This is a genomic window from Streptomyces sp. NPDC058326, assembly GCF_042879855.1.
Lineage (GTDB): Bacteria > Actinomycetota > Actinomycetes > Streptomycetales > Streptomycetaceae > Streptomyces.
In genome coordinates, this window is sequence record NZ_JBHVZO010000003.1 from 327,397 (window position 1) to 348,625 (window position 21,229).

Here is a 21,229-nt window from a genome sequence, read left to right on the forward strand (position 1 = left end):
CGGCTCGGCCCCGCACATGGAGCCGCCCGGGCCCGTCAGGTGGCCCAGTCGGTTCGCGCGGAAGTGGCCCCCGTGAGAGGCCAATTGCCCGGTAGCGTAAGCCGAATGACAACACGATCTACGTCGGCCGACCAGGCCGTGTCCGTGACCTCGGCCGAGGCGCCGATGCGTCAGGCCCGTAACTCCGCCGCCCTGTGGACCGCGACCGGCCGCTCCCGGGGGCATGAGGTCATCCGGCGCCACGGATTCGTCGCGGTCGACGGCGATGCGCGCGCCGGCCTGCGGATCCTGATCCAGGAGCCGGTCCTCGACCCGGGCGAACTGGCCGAGGTGAGCGAGCTGGTACGCCGGGCCGCAGGTCCGGTGAACGCCGAGGATCCTTTCAGCTCGACCGACCTGAGCCACCTGGGCCTGCGCAGCTGGCAGATGCCGGTCATGCTGCGGCCGCCCGGGCCCGTCGGCGAACCGGCGCTCGACGTGATCCGGGTACGGCGGACCGAGGACCTTCAGGCGGCCGAGCGGATCGTGATCGAGGGCTTCGAGCTGGCCGGATTCGAGCCCTACCGCCCCGGCGAACTGTTCCCGGCGGCGCTGATCGAGCAGCCGGGCGTGGACGTGTTCGTCGCCCTGCACGACGGCGTGGCCGCGGGAGCCGGCGTCAGCGTCGTGGACGACGGCGTCGGCAGCCATTACTGGATCGGCACGTCACCGGCTTTCCGGTCGCGTGGCGTGGGGCGGGCCGTCATGCTCGGCTCCCTCGCCCACCTGGCGGACCTGCCGGTCACGCTCACCGCTTCGAAGCTGGGCAGGCCCCTGTACGAGTCGCTGGGGTACACCGTCGCGGCGCCCTCGACCTGGTGGGCCTCGCGGTGACGCCGCCGCGCGGAGGCCTGGTGTGCGGGGCCGGCGGGACCGGGTAACGTCTTTGTCATGTTCTTCCAGACGCCGATTCACGAGTGAGAGCGTGAGGGGCTCCCGGTGACGTCCATCGACGTCGCCGCACCCGATCCCCACCCATGAATCCGCAGATCACTTCACCTCGTCACCGGGAGAACCCATGACCAAGAGCAAGAACATCAACAACCCCGTGGGCCAGGGCGGCGGCCAGCGCAAGAGGCTGTCCCGCGCAGAGCGGCAGAACAACGGTCCGCACCGCAACCTCGACCGCAAGGGCGCCGCCGACCAGAAGGCGGAGCTGGTGCGCAAGATGCGCGAGAAGGCGGGCGCGGCCGAGGGCGCCGAGCAGACGGGCGACGACAGCGCACAGAGCTGACGCGCCGCCGCACGAGCCCGCGCGCGGTCAGGGGTGCCTGGCTCAGCGGGGCAGGCTCTGCGTGACGCGCCACAGCCGACGCGGCAGGTCGCCCTCCTCGAAGGCGTGGACGTCGTCCAGGGCCCAGCCGTCGGCGAGGTCGTCGACCAGGGCGCGGTCGAAGAAGTGCACCGCGAAGCCGCCGTGCTCATAGATGTCGTCGCCGTGGACGGTGCCGGCGCCGTAGTGCGCGTCGCCGGTATGCCGAACGGTGTAGACGAGCACGCCGCCCGGCTGCAGGACGCGGCGGATCTCGCCGACCGCCGCGTGGATCTCCTCCGTGGAAAGGGCCATGCACAGCAGCATGTGAGCGAAGACCCCGTCCACGGAGGCGTCCGCCACAGGGAGCGGATCACGTACGTCGTGCACCGCGGTGCCGACCCGGTCGCCGACATCCTGGGCGCGGGCGGCTTCCCGCAACTGCTCGAGGCCGATGGCGGAGAAGTCGGTGGCCCGGACGGTGAACCCCTCGCGGGCGAAGTACAGGGCGTCTCTGCCGTGCCCGGCGCCGAGCTCCAGCACGTTCCGGGCCCCGGCCGCACGGAACACCTCGGCCGCCCACGCGGCCGGTGCGGAGGGACGCTCGCCGTACATGCCGGGATGGGCGGTGTAGGTGTCCTGCCAGTGCCGCCGCTGGATCTCGGCCAGCTCCTGCTCGTCCGCCACGGTCATCGGCCTCCCGCTCGTGTCCGGGAGCAGGATAGAGGTGCCGTGTCGCGGCTGCTCAGTGGCTGCGCGGGGCGTACATGATCACGGCCATCCCGGCGAGGCAGACCAGGGCGCCGATGACGTCGAAGCGGTCGGGCCGGTAGCCGTCGGCGACCATGCCCCAGGCGATCGATCCGGCGACGAAGATCCCACCGTACGCGGCGAGGACGCGCCCGAAGTTGTCATCGTGCTGCCAGGTCGCCACCAGGCCGTACAGACCGAGGGCGATGACGCCGGCGCCGACCCAGATCCAGCCCTTGTGCTCGCGGATGCCCTGCCAGACCAGCCAGGCGCCGCCGATCTCGAACAGGGCGGCGACGACGAACAGGGCGACGGAGCGAGCGACGGTCATACGGGTGGACCCTACCGGCGGCCCACGCCGCCGATCTTCAGCGGCTCGGCCTGCCTCTCGCAGCCGCACCCCTCCTCATCCGCGGTGCTCCGCGAGCCGGTGAAGGGGACGGGGCAGCAGGCGCTGGAAGCACAGGCCGTCAGGTCGTCGCAGCCCGCCTCGACGGCGGCGGCCAGAGCGGTGCGGACGGTGGCGAGGTCGGCGATCTTCGCGTCGATCTCGGCGAGCTTGGCGGCGGCGCGGTCCTGGAGCCCCGCTACACGGCGGCCGTGCCGGTGGCGTCCGGCCTCCAGCAGCTCGGCGACCTCCTCCAGGGTGAACCCGAGCCGCTGGGCGGCCTTGATCACCCGCAGCACGGTCACCGCCTCCTCCCCGTACATTCGGTGCCCGCCGTTGCTGCGCTCGGGTTCGGCCAGCAGGCCGCGCCGCTCGTAGTAGCGCAGCGTCTGGATGTTCACCCCTGCCGCCTCGGCGACCTGCCCGCTGCGCAGACCCGTGCTCACCGCTCCTCCCGAGCAGCCGCCGTCCGCGCGGCCAGCGCGTCCAGGACCGCTCCGTGGGCCTGGTCCACCGAGATGTCCAGCCGGATCAGTCCCTGGCCGGGGGTGGTGGTGAAGGTGAAGAACGAGCAGCACCCGCTCTCGCGCTCCACCAGGTCGCGGATCCGGTCCTCCACGTCCTCGCCGCCCACCAGGTCGAGGCGCAGGCGGAGCGGCCGCGGCCTCGACAGCGAGGTCAGCCGTTCGGCGAACAGAGCATCCCACTCGGCGACCCGCAGGGGCCGCTCCTCGGTGGGCAGGGTGCAGGACCGCGGCACCCACGCGAGATCGCTCATCGCGCTCACTCCCGTCATCGCGTCCCCGGTGATGGGTGACATCTCCGACGGTAGACCTGTACCCGGGTACCGATCGCAAGTGCTCCCGGCAGGCCTTTGCCGCCATCGCGGTCAAGGAAGGCCGCGACGCCCGGAGGGGCGAGGGCTGCTGGGCGCCCGACCGGCGACGGCCGGACGGATCCCCTGGCCCGGACCCCCTGCCGATGAGCCAGGGCTGTCCCGCTCCGCAGACCGGCACCGGAGCCGGCCCCGCCCGGACACCCCCTTCCGCGACACGCGGCCGGGGAGGATTCCGGGGGGCCGCCGCCGTGAAGGACCGGTGGCCCTGACGCGTCGGCAGAGGCGGTCCTCGGGCCGCCGGGCGAGCCGTACACTCGGCCCATGGGTCGCACACGTTCCTCGAGGCACTGCCTGCGGCAGGCCGCCTCCGAGATGCGCCCGGCCTCCGGGGTTCCGACCGCCGTCGACCCGACCTGCGCGGCCCTCGCCGCAGTGCCCACGACGCGCCGTACCGCCGCCCTGCACGGCCACGGCTAGCGCATCGCGCCTCCGGCTCCTCCGCTCCACATCACCACAGCAGCTTCCCGGCATGCCGCCGGCACTGCCGCCTGGCTACGGCCGCACGCCCGGGCCAGAGCCCCCTCGAAGGGATCATTGTGAAGCTGAGCGCATTGCTGGCCGGGCAGGAGCACCACGTCCTCCAGGGTGATCCGGACACGACGTCGATCACCGCGGGAACCACCTTCGACGCCGACCGGGTGACGCCGGGCTCGCTCTTCATCGCCGTCCCCGGACACCGGGAGGGCGGCCCCGGCTCCGTCTCGCCCGCCCTGGCCCGGGGCGCCGCCGCCGTACTCGTCGACAGCGGCGAACCCGCCCTGCCGCCCGGGGTATGGCCCGCGGGCACCTGCGTCGTCCGGGTACCCGACGTGCGGACGGCCGCCGCGGTGGTCACCTCCCGCTACTTCGGGGAGCCCGGACGGCAGATGGAGATGGTGGCGGTCACCGGCACCAACGGGAAGACCTCCGTCTCGTACATGGTCGAGTCCGTCCTGCGGATCGCCGAGGGCTCCCGGGTGGGGGTGATCGGCACCGCCGGAAGCAGGATCGGCGACGAGCCGATCCCCATGCCGCCCTCGGTGCTGACCACGCCGGAATCCCCCGACCTGCAGTACCTCCTGGGGTGCATGCGCGACCGCGGGGCGGCCGGTGTGGTGCTGGAGGCCACGTCGATGGCGCTGCTGACACACCGGGTGAACCGTACGTTCATCGACGTCGGGGTCTTCACCAACCTGACGCAGGACCATCTGGACGACCACGGGACGATGGCGGACTACCGGGACGCCAAACTGCGGCTCTTCCAGGGCCTGTGCCGGCGCGCGGTGGTCAACGCCGACGACCCGGTGGGCGCGTCCATCGTGTCGATGATGCCGGGTGACGTGAGCACGTACGCCCTGGACCGCCCGGCTGACTACCGGGCCACCGACCTCGTGGTGAGTGCCTCGGGCACGCGGTTCGTCCTCCACCACGACGGACACGCCTACCCGGCCTCGATCCCCGTCCCCGGCCGGTTCTCGGTGGCCAACGCGCTGGCCGCGGTGGCGGCCTGCCACGTGCTGGGGCACGAGCTGCGCCCGCTGGTCGACGCGCTCGACCGGATGCCGCCCGTCCCGGGCCGGATGGAACGCTTCCGGACCCCGCTGGGCACATCGGTGATCGTGGACTACGCCCACTCGCCGGACTCCCTGGACAAGGTCCTGGCCACCATCCGGGGCTTCGCCCCCGGCCGGGTGATCACGGTCTTCGGCTGCGGCGGAGACCGCGACACCACCAAACGAGCCGAGATGGGCCAGATCGCCGGAACCCGTTCCGACCTCGCTGTCCTGACCTCGGACAACCCCCGCAACGAGGACCCCGAGGCCATCCTGGACCAGGTCGCCGCCGGCCTCACGGCGACCGGTACCCCCTTCCGGCGCTACGCCGACCGCCGCCGGGCCATCGCCTTCGCCCTGTCCGCGGCGGGCCCCGACGACACGGTCCTGATCGCCGGCAAGGGCAGCGAACCACACCAGATCGTCGGCGAGAAACTGCTCCCCTTCAGCGACATGGCCACGGTGCGCGAACTGGCCCGCACCCAGCCCGTACGCGGCACCGCGCGCCCCCCGGCCGGACCACCGCCGCTGTCGAACTGAACCCCGCGCGGGCGCACTCGCCCGCCGCGACGTGCCACTCACCCACGACCGGACCGAGCACCCTGCGCTGCTCGGACCAGAAGGGAAGGGCTGGCCGGTCAGCCGCGCGAGTCGAGCTCCTTCGGGCCGTAGAGGGCCGCGGTCTCTCCTGCGGTCAGGGCCCAGTAGCGGTCGCCGAAGGACCAGTGCCACCACTCCGTGGGGTAGTTCACCATCCCTGCGGCCGTGAGCGCGGTGCTCAGCAGCTTCCGGTTGGCACGGGCCTCCGCGGTGATGTTCGCGGCGTGGGTGTAGCAGGCGCCCGCGCTCTCCTCCGGGTCCGCGTTCATGCGTGTGCCCAGGTCCAGTTCGTGCCCGTCGGCATCGGCGAGGGTGAGGTCGACGGCCGCGCCGGCGCTGTGCGGCGCGATGTCGGGGGGTGACACGTACCTGCTCGCCGCCGAGTGGATCTGCTCGGCGGACCATTCGGGATGGGCGGCTCGTAGCTCACCGGCGTACTCCTCGAAGTACTCCCGCTGAAGGGAAGGGGGCCGGTACCCCTCGACGAACAGCAGCCGCAAGCCCGCCGGGAGCGTCGTCTGTGCCGTGAGCAGCCGCTCCAGCACGCCTTCCCGCAGGTGAGCGAAGGCGCCCGCCGGGTCCTGCTTGCGGGTGTCGACGAGCAGCCGGCCGCCGAGGCGGACGTCCACGAGCCGTTCCCCGGACTCGATCACCGGCACGGCGGCGACCTTCGGATCCGACATCAGCACGATCCCGCTCATGGTGCCGTCCTTCATCCGGCCCGGCGTGGCCGGATGGCGTACGCCGAACCAGTGGTCGGCGCCGTACTCCTCGAACCGCTCGACCTCGGTGAAGCCAAGCTTCGCCGCGAGGCGCATCGCGCGGTCGTTGGCGCTCTGGGTGGAGAGCACCACGGGCGCGCCGGGACGCGCGCCGGAGAACCAGCCGAGTGCCGCCGTGCATGCCTCGAAGGCGTAACCGCGTCCCCACGCCCCCGGCAGGAACAGGTAACCGAGCTCGGTCTCCCCGGCCTCGGGGCGGACACGCCCCCGGCGCTCGGCGTCGCGAGGGTCGAGCGTGATCATGCCGATCATCGTTCCGTCGAGTTCGACCACGAAGCAGCCGGGACGGCGGCCCGGCACTTCGGGCACGGTGCGTTCGAGTTCGTCGCGAGGCCGGGCGCCGCCGATGTAGATGCCCACCTCCGGCGAGGCGAACAGCTCGACGAACGCCGCGCGGTCCCGGGCCTCGGACGCGCGGAGCACGAGCCGTTCGGTCGATATCGGGGCGGGCGGCCAGGCGGAGGTTCCGGGTTCGATCATGGCGGGGAACCTATCGCACGCCCTGTGAGAACGATCGGCGGAGAAGCTCGGCTCCTGCCTGGCGATCTTTTCCAGCGGTCCGCAACCGGGACCGCTTCGGCACCCGTCTCAGGTGATCCGAGAAGCGCGAAGCGGGATGCGCGAAAGCGGGATGCGCGAAGCGGGATGCGTGAAGCGGGAAGTCGTTGTCCGTAGGGCCGTCACGAGGGTTCGAACCGTCCGGCCGAGAAGACGCTGGAGCTGTTCCATGTCGGATGAGATCACGAGGGAGTTCGGCGGGCCGGACCGCGGAGCGGACCGGCGGGACGGCACAGTGCGGGACGGCGCAGTGAGCGGAGAACGGCGAACGGACCGGGGGCGGCGCGGCGCGGACCACGACCGGGTGCTCGAAGCGTTCCGGCTGGAGTGCGGGGCCCTCGGCGACGCCGTGACCGGACTCTCCGAGGCCGAGTGGAACCTCCCGACACGCTGCGCTCCCTGGACCGTACGCGAGCTGCTCGGGCACGTTTGCGTGGTGATCGACTGGCTCCCGGCCATGCTGGACGCACCGGCGCCAGGCGCGGCGGAGATCACCGCGGTGGAGTACTACCGCCCGGACGACCGCTTCTCACCCCGGACCAACGGCAAGCGGATCGCCTTGGCCCAGGACCGTGCGGCGGGACCGGCCGACGACGCCGCCCTCGCCGAGGACTTCGCCACGACGTGGCGGCGGGTCGACCGGCTGTGCCGGGCCCAGCCGGCCGGCCGGACCGTACGGACACGCCACGGCGACGCCATGCTCCTGTCGGAGTTCCTCCTCACCCGCGTCGTGGAAGTCGCCGTCCACGGCATCGACCTGGCCGACGCACTCGGACACGAAGCCTGGCTCACCCCGGCGGCCGGTGACGCGGTGACGGAACTGCTTCTCGGCGCGGAACAGACCACGGCGGCGGACAAGCTGGAGTGGAACCGCCCCCACTTCCTGCGCAAGGCCACCGGCCGGGAGCCGCTGGACGAAGCGGAGGCCGCGCAGATCGAGCGACTCGGCCTCCGTTGGCTCGCCCTGGGCTGACTTCCACGCCTGCCCGTGAACCCGCGAAACCGGGCACCGACCAGTACGCGAGCGCGGGTGTGTCCGGTGGAGCTCCCCACTGCCTCGAAGAGCCTCCCCGCCCGGGTGGCGAACCGGGTCCGCGACGAACTCGGCGCTCGACAGCGGCCCGAAGCCGCCGCGAGGCGGGGCTCGGGGGTCGATGCGGCTGGACGGGTGTAGTTCGGCACGCGACTCCGGCGCCGTCCGCCCGGAGCGGCGCGTCGCCGGTTACATGGGCCTGCGCCTCGGCGCGGGGCGTGCCGGTGCCCTTCACGGCCCTGGACCCGACGACTGGAAGAGCACCATGGCTGAGCGCCACCCTCGCAACCGCACCGGCCGCGGCCCGCTACGTCGCGGACTGGCCGCCGCCGTGCTCGCCGCCGGCATGCTGACGGCTTCAACGGCACCCGGATACGGGACCGGCGCGGCCACGCCGACGCCCGGGCCGCAGTTCACGCCGCTGACGGCGGCGGTGATGACCGAACCGGCGCCGTTCAGCGCCACGGACGGCAAGACGCACCTCTCGTACGAACTGCTCACCACGAGCTCACTGCCCAGCAGCGCGCGGGTGCGGCTCGACCGTGTCGACGTCCGAGACGCCCGCACGCACCGGGTCGTCGGTTCGCTGAGCGGGCAGGCGCTGGCTGACGCCGCCAATCCGGTGGGCGACCCCCTGCCGGGCGCGGACGGGTACACCCCGGCGCCCCCGGGGCCGACGCCGACCGTCATCCAGGGCTCCCAGCAGTGGATCATCTGGCTCGACCTGATCCTCGACCGCGGCCAGCGGGCGCCCAAGGTCCTCGAACACCATCTCTCGGGCGCCGTCCTGACCGCCTCCGGCTCCTCCGCGTTCGAGGAGACGGTCCAGGTCACCCCGACCGACCGCACCGAGCCGATGAACCTGAACGCCCCGGTCCGCCCCGGCACCTGGTACTCCAGCGAGTCGTGCTGCGGCAACACCCACCACCGGCGCGGCCTCGGCCCGATCAACGGTCGCTTCTACGTACCGCAGCGCTTCGCGATCGACTGGTACAAGGTCGGCGAGCAGGGACAGACCTGGGAAGGCGACCCCGCTCGGCTCGCCAGCTACCTGAGCTACCGGCAGCCGGCCGTTGCCGCGGCCGGCGGCAGGGTGGTGGAGGTCCAGGACGGGATCCCGGACAACGCGCCGCCCGTCACGCCGCCGGTCCCGCCGATCGAGGAGACCGTCGGCAACCACGTCACCCTGGAGGTCGCGCCGGGCCGCTACCTGCTCTACGCCCACCTGAAGCCCGGATCGCTCAAGGTCCGGGAAGGTGACCAGGTCGAATCCGGCCAGGTCCTCGGGCTGATCGGCAACAGCGGCAACTCGACCACGCCGCACCTGCACTTCCAGGTGATGACCACACCCGAGTTCTTTCCGACCGACAGCCCGCCGTTCACCTTCCGGAGGTTCCGCGTCGTCGGACAGGTCGAACCCCGGATCTGGGACGACAACGTGGGCCTGCAGCCGACCGGCGTCCTGCCGATCACGCCCTCGCCGAACGAGGGCCCGCACCGTGCGCGGTATCCCCTCGACCGCGAGGTGCTGGAGTTCTGACCGGCTCCCGGCCGGGTCGCCGGCCGGCGTGGCCGGCGGCCGGACCGGACGGCACAGGCGGCTCTGAACAACGACGACGCCCCAGTTCGCTGAACTGGGGCGTCGTTCAGGCCGCGCCGAGGAAGGGCGCTGAGGGAGCCTGCTACCTCCCGGAGTGGTCGATGACGTTGCCGTTGGAGCAGTTGTTCTCGTGGTTCCCCGTCCAGTCGCTGAGGGCGGGCACAACGGCCAGCTCCTGGACACACACGTCAGCGGCGGAGAAGTTCCAGTTGTCGGCCGCGTTGACGCCGCTGCCGAAGTTGGAGTCGTTGTCTGCGTGGGCGGGTGCTGCGACGGCCACGCCGGCGAGGGCCAGCGCAGCGGCAGAAAGGATCTTCTTCATGGCCTGAGAACGACCTGCGTGAATCGGCGATACGCCCGTTCACTCTCGTGCCCGTACGAGACCGAGAGGCAGCCACGCGCGGTATCGACCGGGTCCGGCCTGATGCCGGGCCCCCGCCCCTGTCGTGTGTCGTGACGGTTCGCGCGGGCCGGAGCGCGCGCCCGACCACTCAGGGGCCCTGCACCGCCAACCCGAAGTGAGCGGTGGAGGCTCAGGGGTCCTGCAGCAGGGTGGGCAGCGGATGAGCGGCTGCGTGCGCGAGGGGACGTGACAGGTGCAGGGCCGTGTGGAAGTGGCCGTCGGTCTCCTTGCCGCGGGGGTCGTCGCCGGCCGCGGACACCGCGGCGATGGCGTAGCGCTGTTCGTCGGCGTCGGTGAAGCGCCTCTGCGGGTACGTGCGGGACGTGTCCTTCTGCGTGGTCAGGCCGAACTCGGCCAGGCCTTCGGAGGTGTCCTTGTAGGGAACGGTCCGCAGGACGAGGGCGGCCACCCACGGTGGCCGCTGCCTGCCCTGCAGGAGCGCCCGGAAGGTGCGGGCGGACAGGAAGGTCGCCCCGCCGGTCACAGTGATCAGGCGGGTGTCGCGAGTGGCCTGGCGCAGCGCCGGGCTGGGCGGGGCGGTCTCCAGGTTCTCGGCGAATCCGTCGTCGAGCAGGCCGACCGCGCGGGCGTAGGCGATGGCCGACGCGGAGATGTCGAGGCCGATGACGGGCACGGCGTCGGTGCGGCGACGTGCCGCGTAGTACCTGCGGTCCTCCTTGATCAGTTCGGCGGTCGTCAGCGTGACGACCCGCGGCGAGGTGTAGTGGTCGTACAGCTCCTGAAGCGTCACGTGGTGGTTGAGCAAGGCCGCGTTGATGCCGTACGAGCAACAGATGTCCAGCACCGTGGCCCGCGGCACGCCGTCCTGGCCGACCGGGCGAGCGTGGTCCTCGGGAAAGCCGGCGAAAGGCAGGAGGCGGCGGAAGAGACGCTGGGCGTGGTGGGGTGCCTGGTAGTCCAATGGCCCCAGGGTCGCGAAGTACGAGCGCGGGTCCGGTCGGCTGTAGATGTCGTCGAAGCGGGTCATCTGCGCGGGTGTACCCGATGCGTGAGAGTTCCGAGCCGTGGTCACCAGGGCCTCCTTAGGCGGTCAGGCAGGCATAGCGCATCGCGCCGTCGGCGGGGAAGGGCGCCGTGCCCCGACCGCTCGGCTTCAGCCACATCGCGTCCGAGGAAACCGGTCGCACGAGCTGTTCCGGGCTTGGCGTCAGCGGAGGTTCTTCCAGAACGCGTAGTCATGGTCCTCGGCGAACTCCGTGCGCTTCCACGGCCCTGAGGTCAGCGACTGCACGTAGCCGCCGCTGCGGAAGCCCGGCCAGTCCGTCCTCCCGGATGCGGCGAAGCCCACCCAGGTGTCCGCCATCCGCTCGCCGAGGCGCAGCTGCTTCTCCGTGAGCTTCTCGAACAGGGGCAGCTTGAGGTCGAAGAGGTAGCACAGCTCCGTCATGTGCGAGGCGCGGAGCTCGAAGCTGAGCTTCGGGTCGCCTGACCACGCGGGCGTCTCGCGCTCGCTGAACTCGTACATCCGGGTCGGCGTCCACCGCGTCAGCAGTCGGGCGGTGTCCAGCGTCGGTACCGACCAGGTGCGGTCGGTCAGGGCCGTCGCCAGGGCCTCACCGGCCGAGCCGAAGCGGCTCAGCGGATAGCGTGCCAGCACCTCATCGGCCTGTTCGCGGAACTCCGCGCGGATCGCGGGCTCGTACGCCTCGGGCCGCATGGGTCCGCCCCCCAGCTCCTGGCCGAGGATCCTGCCGCGCTCCTCGTCGTGGTTGACCCCGATGAGCACCGGGACGCGGTTGAACTTCCCGGTGCGCAGGGCTTCGGCGGGAGCCAGCGGCATCAGGTCCGTACCGGCGACCGGGCGGGGCTCGTTCCACGTGCCGTACGCCTTCATGAGCGTGGCCGCGTCCGCGTGGCGCAGGCAGGCCTCCGCGTCCTGGTGGTCGCCGCAAGCCTTCAGCTCCCGGAGGTTCCTGACGGTCGCCTCGGCCTCGGCCTCGGCTTCCTCCTGGGTGCGGGAGCCGCCCGTGGCGCAGGGCGCGCTCTGCACGACGGCACGGTGGAACAGTCCGGCGGACTTCGGTGAGGCGAGGTGGCCGCAGACGCTGTAACCGCCTCCGGATTCGCCCATGACCGTCACGTTGCCGGGGTCGCCGCCGAAGGCACCCGCGTTGGCACGGACCCAGCGCAGCGCGGCCTGCTGGTCCTCAAGGCCGAGGCCGCCGGAGGTCCCCAGTGCCGGGTGGGCCAGGAAGCCCATGACGCCGAGCCGGTAGTTGACCGACACGACGACGGCGCCTTCGGCGGCCAGCCGCTCGGGACCGTAGAGGTCGCCGCTGCCGAACATCAGGCTGCCGCCGTGGATCCACACGATCACCGGCCGCTTGCCGCTCTGCTTCGCGGGGGTGGTGACGTTCAGGTAGAGGCAGTCCTCGGCCTCGCTCGGGACTCCGACGGGGAGCCCGGCCGGCTGTGCGCAGGCGGATCCCGGTGCGGTCGCGTCCCGCACCCCGGCCCAGGCCGCGGCGGGCTGCGGCGAGGCCCAGCGCAGGTCGCCCGTGGGTGCGGCGGCGTACGGGATGCCCTGGAAGCTGCGGAGGCCGTTGGGGCCGGTGGTGCCGCGCACGGCGCCGCCGGTGGTGCCGACGACCGGGCTGCCGCCCGCCGCCGCTCGCGCGGGGCCGGCGGGTCCGGTGCCCAGAGCGATGCCCAGCGTGGCCAGCGTCAGAGCGGCGGCGAACCCCTTGGAAACGTTCCTGGTGCGTCTCATGGCCCGAACGCTACGGAGATTTGCACGATCGTGCAATACGTTTGTCTAACTCGGTCGTGTGAGACGTTCGTGCCACACGCCCGTTAGGCTCCGGATATGGGAAACCGTGAAGCCCTGCTCGTCGGCGCCAAGGCCTGCCTGCGGGAACATGGCTACGACCGCACTTCTGTACGTGACATCGCCACAGCCGCGGGCGTGAGCACAGCCGCAGTCGGCTATCACTACGGCTCGCGGGAAGCGCTGCTCAATCAGGCCCTGTTCGAGATCCTCGACGAGTGGGGCGACGCGATGGGCCGGGCGCTGGTCCCCGACGCCGACGGCTCCGCCCGGGCGCACTACGAGCGCGTCTGGGAGAGCTTGATCGAGCAGTTCGGCGCGCACCCCGACCTGTGGCTCGCCTCGGTCGAACTGTTCATGCAGGCACAGCGCCGGCCGGAGCTGCGCCCCGCTCTGGCTGGAGGCATCACTCAGGGGCGGCGCGGCATGGCGGCCATTCTGGACGGCGTCCCCGAAGAGCAAGTAGCGGAGCCCTCCGTCCGCACCCTCGGCACCGTGCAGCTCGCGCTCGTGTCGGGTGTGATGCTGCAGTGCCTCAGCGACCCCGGCAGCGCCCCCACGGCTGCTGAGGTGCTCGACGGCATCCGGGCCCTGGCGAAGATCGCGCGCTGACCTGTCGCAGTGAGTATCGAGCCGAGCTCAACTCGGTTCACTGCTGGGGGACTTGTGGTGTCCGGTGTCTGGCCGAGGAGTCGTCCCGTGCTTCTTCGGCAGCCGCAGGGCGCCCGTGCGGGGTGCCCCGGGTGTCCGTACGGGGTGGCGCCGGTCGGTCCGTGCGGGGCCCGTCGGTCCGTCCGTACGGGGTGGCGCCGGTCGGTCCGTGCGGGGCCCGCCGGTCCGTCCGTACGGGGTGCGCCGCCGTCCGTGCGGGGCCCGTCGGTCCGTCCGTGCGGGGCCCGTCGGTCCGTCCGTACGGGGTGCGCCGGTCCGTCCGTGCGGGGGTGCGCCGGTCCGTCCGTACGGGGTCCGTCAGGAACCACTCGGTTCGACCAGGCGCCCGGCGTGCGCGAAGGAGCGGATCAGGTCGGTCTCGGTGGCGGTACGCCACAGCAGCGCCCAGTGGGCCGGAGGAGCGTCGTGGACGGGGACGTACACGAGGTCGGCTCGGGCGTAGTACCGGCTGGCGTGCGAGTGCACGAACGCGACGGCTTCGCCATTGGACAGGATGGGAATCATCGCGGTCTCGGTGGCGACGGTCGGCCCCACCCGGAGCGGACGCCCGCTGGGGGTGCGGCTGGGTGTGAGGGCCTCGCCCCAGTAGTCGGGTTTGGCTCCGCCGATGACGACTTCGTCGACCAGGTCCTCGTACGACACCGTCTCCCGCCGGGCCAGCCGGTGCCCGGCGCCGACGGCGAGGACGACGGGCTCGATCCTGACGACCGGCCCGACGGTGAGGTCGGCCTCCTCCACCGGCAGCCAGGCGATCTGGACATCGACCTCGCCGGCGCGCAGCGGCCCGAACGGGTCGCCGAATCCGACGTAGCGGATCCGGACGTCACACGCGGGGTGCCGGGCGGCGAAGGCGTCGAGCAGCGGCCGGAAATCCTGGACGTTGCTGGAGAGCATGCCCAGGCGCAGCACTTCGGTCTTTTCTCCGGCCGAGCGGATGGCGCGCTCCACGGCTTCGTGCAGGCCGCGGTACATCGGCAGCAGGTCGGTGAAGAGCTGCCGGCCGATCGGCGTCATCGCCACGGCCCGGCTGTTGCGCTCGAACAGGGCGGCGCCGATGCGGCGTTCCTGCTTCTTGATCGCCTGACTGACGCGGGCGGGCGTCACGTGCAACCGCTCTGCGGTCCGGCCGAAGTGCAGTTCCTCGGCCAAGGTCAGGAAGATCTCGATGTCGCGCAGTTCCACGCCGGCTCTCTTCGTCGTTAAGCGAGAGGTTAACGAACCTTACCGGACCCGCCGTTGTCGCCGGTGCCCGTCCGCGTCCAGGCTGGGCACGCCGGGAAGGGCTCCGTCCGGCCGTGGCGCCCACCGGACTTCGGGTACCAGGCCCGGGGGAGACGGGACGCGCTCGCGGCCCATCCAGCAGTACGTTCGAGGAGGAAACCTCAGTGAAGGCACTCGTACCCGCCGACCCGACCGCGCTGCATCCCATGCCCGGCCAGCCGCGGGTGGTCCAGCTGAAGCCGCTGGTCACCTCGCCGCTGATCGAGGTGGGGGAGTACTCGTACTACGACGACCCGGACGACGCGACCGCGTTCGAGACGCGCAACGTGCTCTACCACTACGGGCCGGAGAAGCTGGTCATCGGGAAGTTCTGCGCGCTGGGCACGGGGGTGAGGTTCCTCATGAACGGCGCCAACCACCGCATGGACGGCCCTTCGACCTTCCCCTTCCCCACCATGGGCGGTTCGTGGGCCGATCACTTCGACCTGCTGACCGGCCTGCCCGGCCGGGGCGACACCGTCGTCGGCAACGACGTCTGGTTCGGCCACGGGACCACGGTGATGCCCGGCGTACGCATCGGCCACGGCGCGATCATCGCCGCGGGCGCCGTGGTCACCTCGGACGTGCCCGACTACGCGATCGTCGGCGGCAACCCGGCCCGTCTCCTCCGCAGCCGCTACGACGAGCAGGACATCGCCCGGCTGCTGGCGGTGGCCTGGTGGGACTGGCCCGCCGAGCACATCACCGGCCACATCCGCACCCTCATGTCCGGAAGCGTCGACGACCTGGAGAAGGCGGCCCCCGATTCGGCCTGATCGACAAGACACCCCCCAGGCGCTCCTCACTCCGGACCCCGTCCATCGATCCGTTTCCCCGATACGAGAATCGAGTCATCAGCATGCCGGCCGAGCCCCGCTCCGACTCGTTCGCCGACTGGCTCGGCGACCACGCGATCCCGCTCACCCACCTCGATCCCGAGGCGCCGCTCGACGACCTCGAACCGCTGCGCGACCTCATCGGCCGTGCGCGTGTCGTCGCGATCGGCGAACACTCCCACTTCGTCGACGAGTTCATCCGGCTGCGCCGGCGCCTCGTGCGGTTCCTGGTCGAGCGCTGCGGCTTCACCGTCCTGGCCTTCGAGTACGGCTTCAGCGAAGGCTTTCTCCTCGACGCCTGGGGTCAGGGTGAGGGAACGGAAGACGAACTGAGGGCTCACCTCGCCGAGGCGATCCCCGTGGGCGTCGACGAACCGCTGCGCTGGATCCGCCGGCACAACCACACAGCCCCGGCGCCGGTGCGCTTCGCCGGCATCGACATTCCCGCCGCCGGTGGATCCCTGCGGCCCGCCCTGGCCCCCGTTGCCGACTATCTGCGCCAGGTCGACCCCGACACTCTCCCGCTCGTCCAGGAGGCGATGCGGATCGCCGCATCGTTCGCCGGCGCCTCCGCGGCCGCCGCCGCGCCCGCATGGGCCCGCCTGCCCACAGCCGACCAGGACGCCCTCACCGCGACCCTCGCACGCCTGCTCATCCGGTTCCGCGCCGTCGCACCGCTGTACGTCTCCCGCGGCGACCGGCACAGCTATGGCATCGCCCTGCACCGCCTCGAAGGCGCCTGCCGGGCCGACCACGGATTCCGTGCCATGGCCGGCCTGTTCGCCGGGAACGGGCTGACCGCCGACACCTCGGCCCGGGACGCCTACATGGCCGAGTCCGTCCTGTGGCACCTGGAGCGCACCGAGCCCGGAACCCGCATCGTGCTGGCGGCCCACAACGCCCACATCCAGAAAACGCCGGTCTCCTTCGACGGCCACCTCACCGGCTTCCCGATGGGACAGCACCTGAGCGACATCCTCGGCGACGACTACTTCGCCCTCGGCCTGACCAGCTCCGGCGGACAAACCGCGGAGATGGTCCGCGACGAGCGGGCGCGCTTCGGCTTCACCATCGAGCCCACCGCGCTGCGGCCGCCCGAACAGGGCAGCATCGAAGCCGCCTTCGCCGCGGCCGGCCTCGGGCTCAGCGTCACCGGCCTCCACCAGGCGCGCCCGGGGACCGCGGAACCCGCCTCCGCCCCCGACCGCATCCGGCTGCAGAGCACCTTCCTGCACACCCCCGTCCTGGACGCGTTCGACGGCATCCTGCACACCCCGGCCTCCACCGTGAGCGACGACATCGGCGCTGAACCGCCATCGCCATGACGCCACGTTTCCCCGCCCGCGTACCGCCTGAGTCGAAGACCATGTACGAGACAACCCTGAGGTGATGAGGCCGTAGCGCGCTCGTTGGCCTGTGCCTGGGTGGGGATGCGGAGGGTCGGAAGGGCACTGCGGAGTTCGTAGTACGCCTCGCCGGTCGCTTCGGGCAGCTGTACGGTGAGGGCGAGCTCAAGCCCGGAACGCGCGAGTTCGACTCCTCGCCGTCCGTCGCCCAGCGCGGAGCAGAGCGAGCCTCGCATCGCGAGCGCCCGGGCCTTCAGATCCGTACGGCCCGCCGCCTCGGCGTCCTCGGCCGCGGCGGTGGCCTGGTCGAGCCCCTCCGAGAGCCGTGCCGCGGACTTCAGCTGATCAGCCAGAGCGAGCCGTTCCGCCGCCGCCTCACCGTGCCTGCCCGCCGCCGCGAACGCGTCGGCCGCGCTCTCGCGCGCGGTGACCGCGCGCGTCCAGCCGCCCAGCAGCCCGGCGGTGTTGGCCAGTCTCCGATGCGCCGACCCGGCGAGCGCGATCTCGCCCCGCGCGTGCCGAAGCCGTGCGACGTCGGACCAGACCGCCACGGCCGACTCGAGCTCCCCGCACAGCTCGGCACAGTCCGCCAAGCGCTCCAGCGCGGTGAGCCGGCCTTCCGTGTCGGCCTCCTCCGGCCAGACGGCGAGCGCCCGTCGCACCAGCGCGGCGGCGTCCCGGTACGCGTGCACCGTCCGGTGCCGCTCCGCCGCGGCGAGCAACAGCGGCCTCGCGCGCTCGTGTTCGTGTGCGGCCAGCCAGTGCTCGGCAACGATCTCGGGTGGCGCGCCACGAACAGTGAGGTGTTCGGCGATCAGCTTGTGGTGACTCCTGCGTCGGGCCCAGGGGATGGTTCGGTACAGCGCGTCTCGTACGAGCGCGTGGCGGAACTCCGCCGACCCGGGGTCCTGTTCCCGCTCGGTGAGCAGCCCGCTGTCGAGCAGCTGGTCGACGGCCGGCGGTTCCACGAGAGCGGCGAGAGCGGGGAGATCGACCCGTACGCCGAGTACGGCGGCGAGTTCCACCGCGGTCCGATGCCACTGTCGTGGCTCCGCGGTGCGGACCAGCACCGCGTCCAGCACACTCTCGGGCACGGGCAGCTCCGCGTCCTCGACGAGGTCGAAGCCGCCGCCCGCTTCGCGCAGGGCGCCGGTTTCGAGGAGGGCGGTGGTGAGCTCCTCGACGTAGAACGGGATCCCCTCCGCCCTCTTGTGTACCGCCGAGGCGAGCCCCGGCGAGGGGGGCGCGTCGAGCAGACCGGCGAGCAGTTCGCCCGTCTGCTCAGCGGTCAGCGGCCGGAGCGCGAACTCGACGAAGCCGCCGCTGCGACGCAGCGCGGTTCGCATGGACCGGATGGGATGCGTACGCGCGAGCTCTTCACCGCGGTACGTGCCGAGCAGCAGCACCGGCTCACGCGCCATCGACACCGCGAGTGCGGGCAACAGATCGACGGCCGCGGCACCGGCCCAGTGCAGGTCCTCCAGGACGACCACCGTCGGCCGGCGGCGGCCGATGTCCCGAAGGACGCGCCGGATGACCTCGACGAGGGCCGACTGATCATCTTCGCGGTACGGCAGCACGTGGCCGACCTCGTCGGACACGGACCGAAGAATCTCCTCGACGGGGGCGTACCCGCCCGCCCCGGGGGTGGCGGATCCGCGCAGTACGCGCCCGTCCCAGCCATCGAGCGCTTCCGAGACGAGCCGGCTCTTGCCGACACCCGAATCCCCGCGCACCAGGACCAGGCCCCCCTCGCCCGACCGGCATCGCGCGAGCGCGTCGAGCAGCCCCGCGTACTCGGCTGCCCGGCCGATCAGAGGCGACCGCATCACCACGTGAAAAAGTCTAATCCGCGCTGCTCAGCTCCGATTGGATGTCCGCGAGCAGCTGGCGGTGCAGGTCCGTGAGCCCACGCAGCCACCAGGGCGGCTTGGACGACGAGAAAGGCCCAGGTCGCTGACCTGGGCCTTCTCTCACGAGCGGTTTGCCGCTTTGAGCGCTGAAGTCGCGCCTGACCTGCGAATACGTCAGCCGGCACGGTGTTCCGCAGGAGCGGACCGCCCCATCGGACGGATGTTGCGGTTGACGCGGAGAAGGTTGTCGGGGTCGTACTGCGCCTTGATCCGCTGGAGGCGCTCGTAGGTGCCCCGGTATGCGTCGGCGGTTCTGTCGGTGTCGTCCTCGGCCAGTTGGAAGTTGACGTAGTTGCCGCCGGTCGAGAACGGCCGGATCTTCTCCCATCCCTCGCGGACCGCGCCCACGATGCGGTCTCCGTCGGCCCGCGGCGGCCACACTCCGGAGAAGCCGCTGATGAACCGGGCGTCTCGGTTACCGACCGCACCGCCGTCGTCCGACTCGTTCAGCGCGCCGGCGAGGTGGAAGATGACGGAGAACGACAAGGGGGACGCGACGTCGAGCGCGGCGTCCCGGAAGGTGGGAAGGTATTCGCCCGGCAGGCGGGGGAGGAACTCCGCCTTCCAGTACTGGTTCAGCCCCTTGGGTTCCATCGCGTCGAGCATCGACTGCTGGGCCACGTAGGGCTTCGCGCCGATGAGGTTGAAGATCGGCTCTCCGAGAGCGCGCAGCGGGGCGAGATCGGCTTCGGCGGTGGTGCCGCTGTGGCACACGAGCAGCCCGACGACGGGCTTGAGATGCCACTCCTCCGGGACGAACGGCGCCGGCGGCGCGAGCCGGACGATCGCCACCGCCGTCAGCTCGCGGGGAGCGGACGCGGTGAGCTCCCGGTACGTCGCGAGCACCTCGTCCGCCTGGTCCGCGCTCCAGGCAGCGAGACCACCGGTGATGACGGGGCCGACGTCGTGCAGCCGGAACGTGAAGCGGGTGACGACGCCGAAGTTGCCGCCACCGCCTCGGAGAGCCCAGAACAGGTCCGGGTTCTCCGCCCGGCTCGCGGTCCTGATCCTTCCGTCCGCCGTGACGATCTCGACCTCCTCCAGGTTGTCGGCCGCCCAGCCGAACCGGCGCGTCAGGTAGCCGAATCCGCCGCCGAGGGTCAGGCCGGCGACTCCCGTCTCGGACACGAAGCCGAGCACCGTCGCCAGCCCGTGCTGCTGGGTCGCCCGGTCGACGTCCTGCAGCAGGCACCCCGGACCGGCATGCGCGAGGCGGGCGGACGGGTCAACGGTGACCTCGCGCATGCGGGACATGTCGAGGGTCAGCCCGCCGTCGGCGAGTGCCGTGCCGGCGATGTTGTGGCCCCCGCCCTTGATGCTCAGCAGCAGGCCGTGGTCAGCGGCGAACCGGACGACCGTGGCCACGTCCTGGGCCGAGACCGGCTGGACGACCAGTGTCGGCGTCGCGGTGACCATGGCGTTCCAGACCATGACGGCCTCGTCCCAGCCCTCGTCCCCGGCCGCGAGCAGCGTCCCCTCGAGCCGGGTGCTGAGCTGCTCGATCCGAGCGGAGGTCAGGCCGACGCGCTCGTCTCCGAGTCCGGCGACCTCGAACATTCGCGTACTCATGATGGCTCCACCTCTCCCGATGCCTTGGTCTCTCCCGATGGCCCGATCGCGGTGCGCAGCGCGTGGAGGAATGCTTCCGGTTGTTCCGCGGCGGGGTCGTCGCGGCAGTCCTCGATCACGTGCAACGGCCAGCCGTACCGAACGCTCGCCGCCTCCGCCGTCCGCAGCCGTACCTGGAGGTCGTGCCGACCGTGGATCAGGTCCGTGGGAACGCCGATACGCGTGAGATCGTCGGACGGGATCGGCTTCATGCCGACCTGTGGGATGAGGCTGCGCAGCGCCGCCTGCACGCTCGGTGTGCGGGCCCGGTCCAGGGCGTAGTCCAGCAGCGGTTCCCACTGCTCGCCCGCCTGCTCGCCCACCCGGTCCATGTCGAGGAAGCACTGGTTGAACAAGCGGTCCCGGCTCTTCGGAGTCGGTCGGGCGACGAAGCCCATCATGGGCAGCGCGAAGCGCGGTGCCGGCCGGAACCAGCCCATCCCCATCGTGTCGACCAGGACCAGGCGGGCCAGGCGGTCGCCGTGCTGCACCGCGTACCGCGCGGCGATCGCGCCACCCAGCAGGTGGCCGACGAGCACGGGCGGCCTCGCCCGGCAGGTCTGGTCGATCAGCTCGTCCAGCCAGGTCAGAACCGTGTCGGCGTCGAGCCGGCCGCCCTCGCGCACCTCCGAGGCGCCGTGGCCGGGCAGGTCGGGAACGATCACCCTGTGGGTCCTGACCAGGTCGGGGATCACGTTGATCCAGACGGCGGCGAACTCGCCCTGGCCGTGCAGCAGCACGACGGGTGGGCCGTCACCGCCCTCCAGGACGGCGGTGGACACCGTCGCCGACTGAATCCGCCGCTCGGTCAGCGGCATCGCGGCCAGCAGCTGGTCGCGCGCCTGCTGCCCGGCGGACCGCTCCGTCGCCCTCTCCTTGGTGCTCATCACGGCCTCCTTCCTCAGTGCCTACGAGACGAGGGTCCGCCTCCGGCAGCGGCGTCCGCATCGGTCGCGTCAACCAACTCGCCG

At 71.8% G+C, this 21,229-nt stretch carries 20 protein-coding genes and 2 pseudogenes; 9 read left to right on the forward strand and 13 right to left on the reverse strand.

The window, feature by feature from the left end; translation table 11 throughout:
• The first annotated feature begins 105 nt into the window (after positions 1-105).
• Both ACFVYX_RS07105 and ACFVYX_RS07110 read left to right on the forward strand, forming a co-directional pair.
• The gene (locus tag ACFVYX_RS07105) at positions 106-873 is read left to right on the forward strand and encodes a GNAT family N-acetyltransferase (protein WP_389680323.1); all 768 of its coding nucleotides are present in this window, start codon (positions 106-108) and stop codon (positions 871-873) included.
• A 184-nt stretch (positions 874-1,057) separates the two neighbouring features.
• Positions 1,058-1,273, forward strand: a complete 216-nt coding sequence (locus ACFVYX_RS07110) for a DUF6243 family protein (RefSeq protein ID WP_389680324.1) — start codon at positions 1,058-1,060, stop codon at positions 1,271-1,273.
• Between the two features lie 42 nt (positions 1,274-1,315).
• Here the strand turns inward: ACFVYX_RS07110 and ACFVYX_RS07115 are convergent, their stop codons facing one another.
• The 4 genes from ACFVYX_RS07115 to ACFVYX_RS07130 are packed head-to-tail and all read right to left on the reverse strand — an operon-like array spanning position 1,316 to position 3,249.
• Positions 1,316-1,984 (reverse strand): class I SAM-dependent methyltransferase, encoded by a 669-nt coding sequence (locus tag ACFVYX_RS07115; protein WP_389680325.1) that lies wholly within the window; start codon positions 1,982-1,984, stop codon positions 1,316-1,318.
• 52 nt (positions 1,985-2,036) lie between these two features.
• Complete coding sequence (locus tag ACFVYX_RS07120; protein ID WP_389680326.1) at positions 2,037-2,372, reverse strand: YnfA family protein; 336 nt, start codon at positions 2,370-2,372, stop codon at positions 2,037-2,039.
• Positions 2,373-2,383: 11 nt separating this feature from the next.
• Positions 2,384-2,875, reverse strand: a complete 492-nt coding sequence (locus ACFVYX_RS07125; protein ID WP_389680327.1) for a MerR family transcriptional regulator — start codon at positions 2,873-2,875, stop codon at positions 2,384-2,386.
• Positions 2,872-3,249, reverse strand: coding sequence for a hypothetical protein (locus tag ACFVYX_RS07130; RefSeq protein ID WP_389680328.1), 378 nt, complete (start codon positions 3,247-3,249; stop codon positions 2,872-2,874). Before ACFVYX_RS07130 ends, ACFVYX_RS07125 begins: the two co-directional genes overlap by 4 nt.
• Positions 3,250-3,588: 339 nt before the next feature.
• On the opposite strand from ACFVYX_RS07130, the gene ACFVYX_RS07135 reads away from it, so the two are divergent.
• The gene (locus ACFVYX_RS07135) at positions 3,589-3,744 is read left to right on the forward strand and encodes a hypothetical protein (protein WP_389680329.1); all 156 of its coding nucleotides are present in this window, start codon (positions 3,589-3,591) and stop codon (positions 3,742-3,744) included.
• 119 nt (positions 3,745-3,863) lie between these two features.
• Complete coding sequence (locus tag ACFVYX_RS07140; RefSeq protein WP_389680330.1) at positions 3,864-5,399, forward strand: UDP-N-acetylmuramoyl-L-alanyl-D-glutamate--2,6-diaminopimelate ligase; 1,536 nt, start codon at positions 3,864-3,866, stop codon at positions 5,397-5,399.
• A gap of 98 nt (positions 5,400-5,497) precedes the next feature.
• On the opposite strand, the gene ACFVYX_RS07145 is transcribed toward ACFVYX_RS07140, so the two are convergent.
• Complete coding sequence (locus ACFVYX_RS07145) at positions 5,498-6,160, reverse strand: M15 family metallopeptidase (protein ID WP_389680598.1); 663 nt, start codon at positions 6,158-6,160, stop codon at positions 5,498-5,500.
• Positions 6,161-6,184: 24 nt separating this feature from the next.
• A pseudogene (locus ACFVYX_RS07150) lies at positions 6,185-6,721 on the reverse strand (GNAT family N-acetyltransferase); the annotation flags it as partial.
• Positions 6,722-6,968: 247 nt separating this feature from the next.
• Between ACFVYX_RS07150 and ACFVYX_RS07155 the strand changes: the two are divergent.
• The gene (locus ACFVYX_RS07155) at positions 6,969-7,772 is read left to right on the forward strand and encodes a maleylpyruvate isomerase N-terminal domain-containing protein (RefSeq protein ID WP_389680331.1); all 804 of its coding nucleotides are present in this window, start codon (positions 6,969-6,971) and stop codon (positions 7,770-7,772) included.
• A 325-nt stretch (positions 7,773-8,097) separates the two neighbouring features.
• On the forward strand, positions 8,098-9,372 hold the full coding sequence (locus ACFVYX_RS07160) for a M23 family metallopeptidase (RefSeq protein WP_389680332.1): 1,275 nt from the start codon (positions 8,098-8,100) through the stop codon (positions 9,370-9,372).
• A gap of 142 nt (positions 9,373-9,514) precedes the next feature.
• Here the strand turns inward: ACFVYX_RS07160 and ACFVYX_RS07165 are convergent, their stop codons facing one another.
• The 3 genes from ACFVYX_RS07165 to ACFVYX_RS07175 form a co-directional block, all read right to left on the reverse strand.
• Positions 9,515-9,754, reverse strand: coding sequence for a hypothetical protein (locus tag ACFVYX_RS07165; RefSeq protein ID WP_389680333.1), 240 nt, complete (start codon positions 9,752-9,754; stop codon positions 9,515-9,517).
• A 211-nt stretch (positions 9,755-9,965) separates the two neighbouring features.
• Complete coding sequence (locus ACFVYX_RS07170) at positions 9,966-10,823, reverse strand: hypothetical protein (RefSeq protein ID WP_389680334.1); 858 nt, start codon at positions 10,821-10,823, stop codon at positions 9,966-9,968.
• 180 nt (positions 10,824-11,003) lie between these two features.
• A complete protein-coding gene (locus ACFVYX_RS07175; protein WP_389680335.1) occupies positions 11,004-12,566 on the reverse strand; it encodes a carboxylesterase/lipase family protein in 1,563 nt (520 codons plus the stop codon).
• 96 nt (positions 12,567-12,662) lie between these two features.
• On the opposite strand from ACFVYX_RS07175, the gene ACFVYX_RS07180 reads away from it, so the two are divergent.
• A complete protein-coding gene (locus ACFVYX_RS07180; protein WP_389680336.1) occupies positions 12,663-13,235 on the forward strand; it encodes a TetR/AcrR family transcriptional regulator in 573 nt (190 codons plus the stop codon).
• A gap of 357 nt (positions 13,236-13,592) precedes the next feature.
• Here the strand turns inward: ACFVYX_RS07180 and ACFVYX_RS07185 are convergent, their stop codons facing one another.
• Complete coding sequence (locus tag ACFVYX_RS07185; protein WP_389680337.1) at positions 13,593-14,477, reverse strand: LysR family transcriptional regulator; 885 nt, start codon at positions 14,475-14,477, stop codon at positions 13,593-13,595.
• Positions 14,478-14,722: 245 nt separating this feature from the next.
• Between ACFVYX_RS07185 and ACFVYX_RS07190 the strand changes: the two genes are divergently transcribed.
• Together ACFVYX_RS07190 and ACFVYX_RS07195 are read left to right on the forward strand one after the other, a co-directional pair.
• The gene (locus ACFVYX_RS07190; RefSeq protein ID WP_389680599.1) at positions 14,723-15,331 is read left to right on the forward strand and encodes a CatB-related O-acetyltransferase; all 609 of its coding nucleotides are present in this window, start codon (positions 14,723-14,725) and stop codon (positions 15,329-15,331) included.
• Positions 15,332-15,414: 83 nt separating this feature from the next.
• Positions 15,415-16,716: an erythromycin esterase family protein gene (locus ACFVYX_RS07195; protein ID WP_389680338.1), complete on the forward strand. Its 1,302-nt coding sequence runs from the start codon at positions 15,415-15,417 to the stop codon at positions 16,714-16,716.
• Positions 16,717-18,146: 1,430 nt separating this feature from the next.
• On the opposite strand, the pseudogene ACFVYX_RS07200 reads toward ACFVYX_RS07195, so the two are convergent.
• The 3 genes and pseudogenes from ACFVYX_RS07200 to ACFVYX_RS07210 form a co-directional block, all read right to left on the reverse strand.
• Positions 18,147-18,566, reverse strand: a pseudogene (locus tag ACFVYX_RS07200) (ATP-binding protein); the annotation flags it as partial.
• A 198-nt stretch (positions 18,567-18,764) separates the two neighbouring features.
• Entirely contained in the window at positions 18,765-20,219 is a 1,455-nt protein-coding gene (locus tag ACFVYX_RS07205; RefSeq protein WP_389680339.1) for an FAD-binding oxidoreductase, read from the reverse strand.
• On the reverse strand, positions 20,216-21,145 hold the full coding sequence (locus ACFVYX_RS07210; protein ID WP_389680340.1) for an alpha/beta fold hydrolase: 930 nt from the start codon (positions 21,143-21,145) through the stop codon (positions 20,216-20,218). The genes ACFVYX_RS07205 and ACFVYX_RS07210 overlap by 4 nt, the downstream gene beginning before the upstream one ends.
• Between the last annotated feature and the right edge of the window lie 84 nt (positions 21,146-21,229).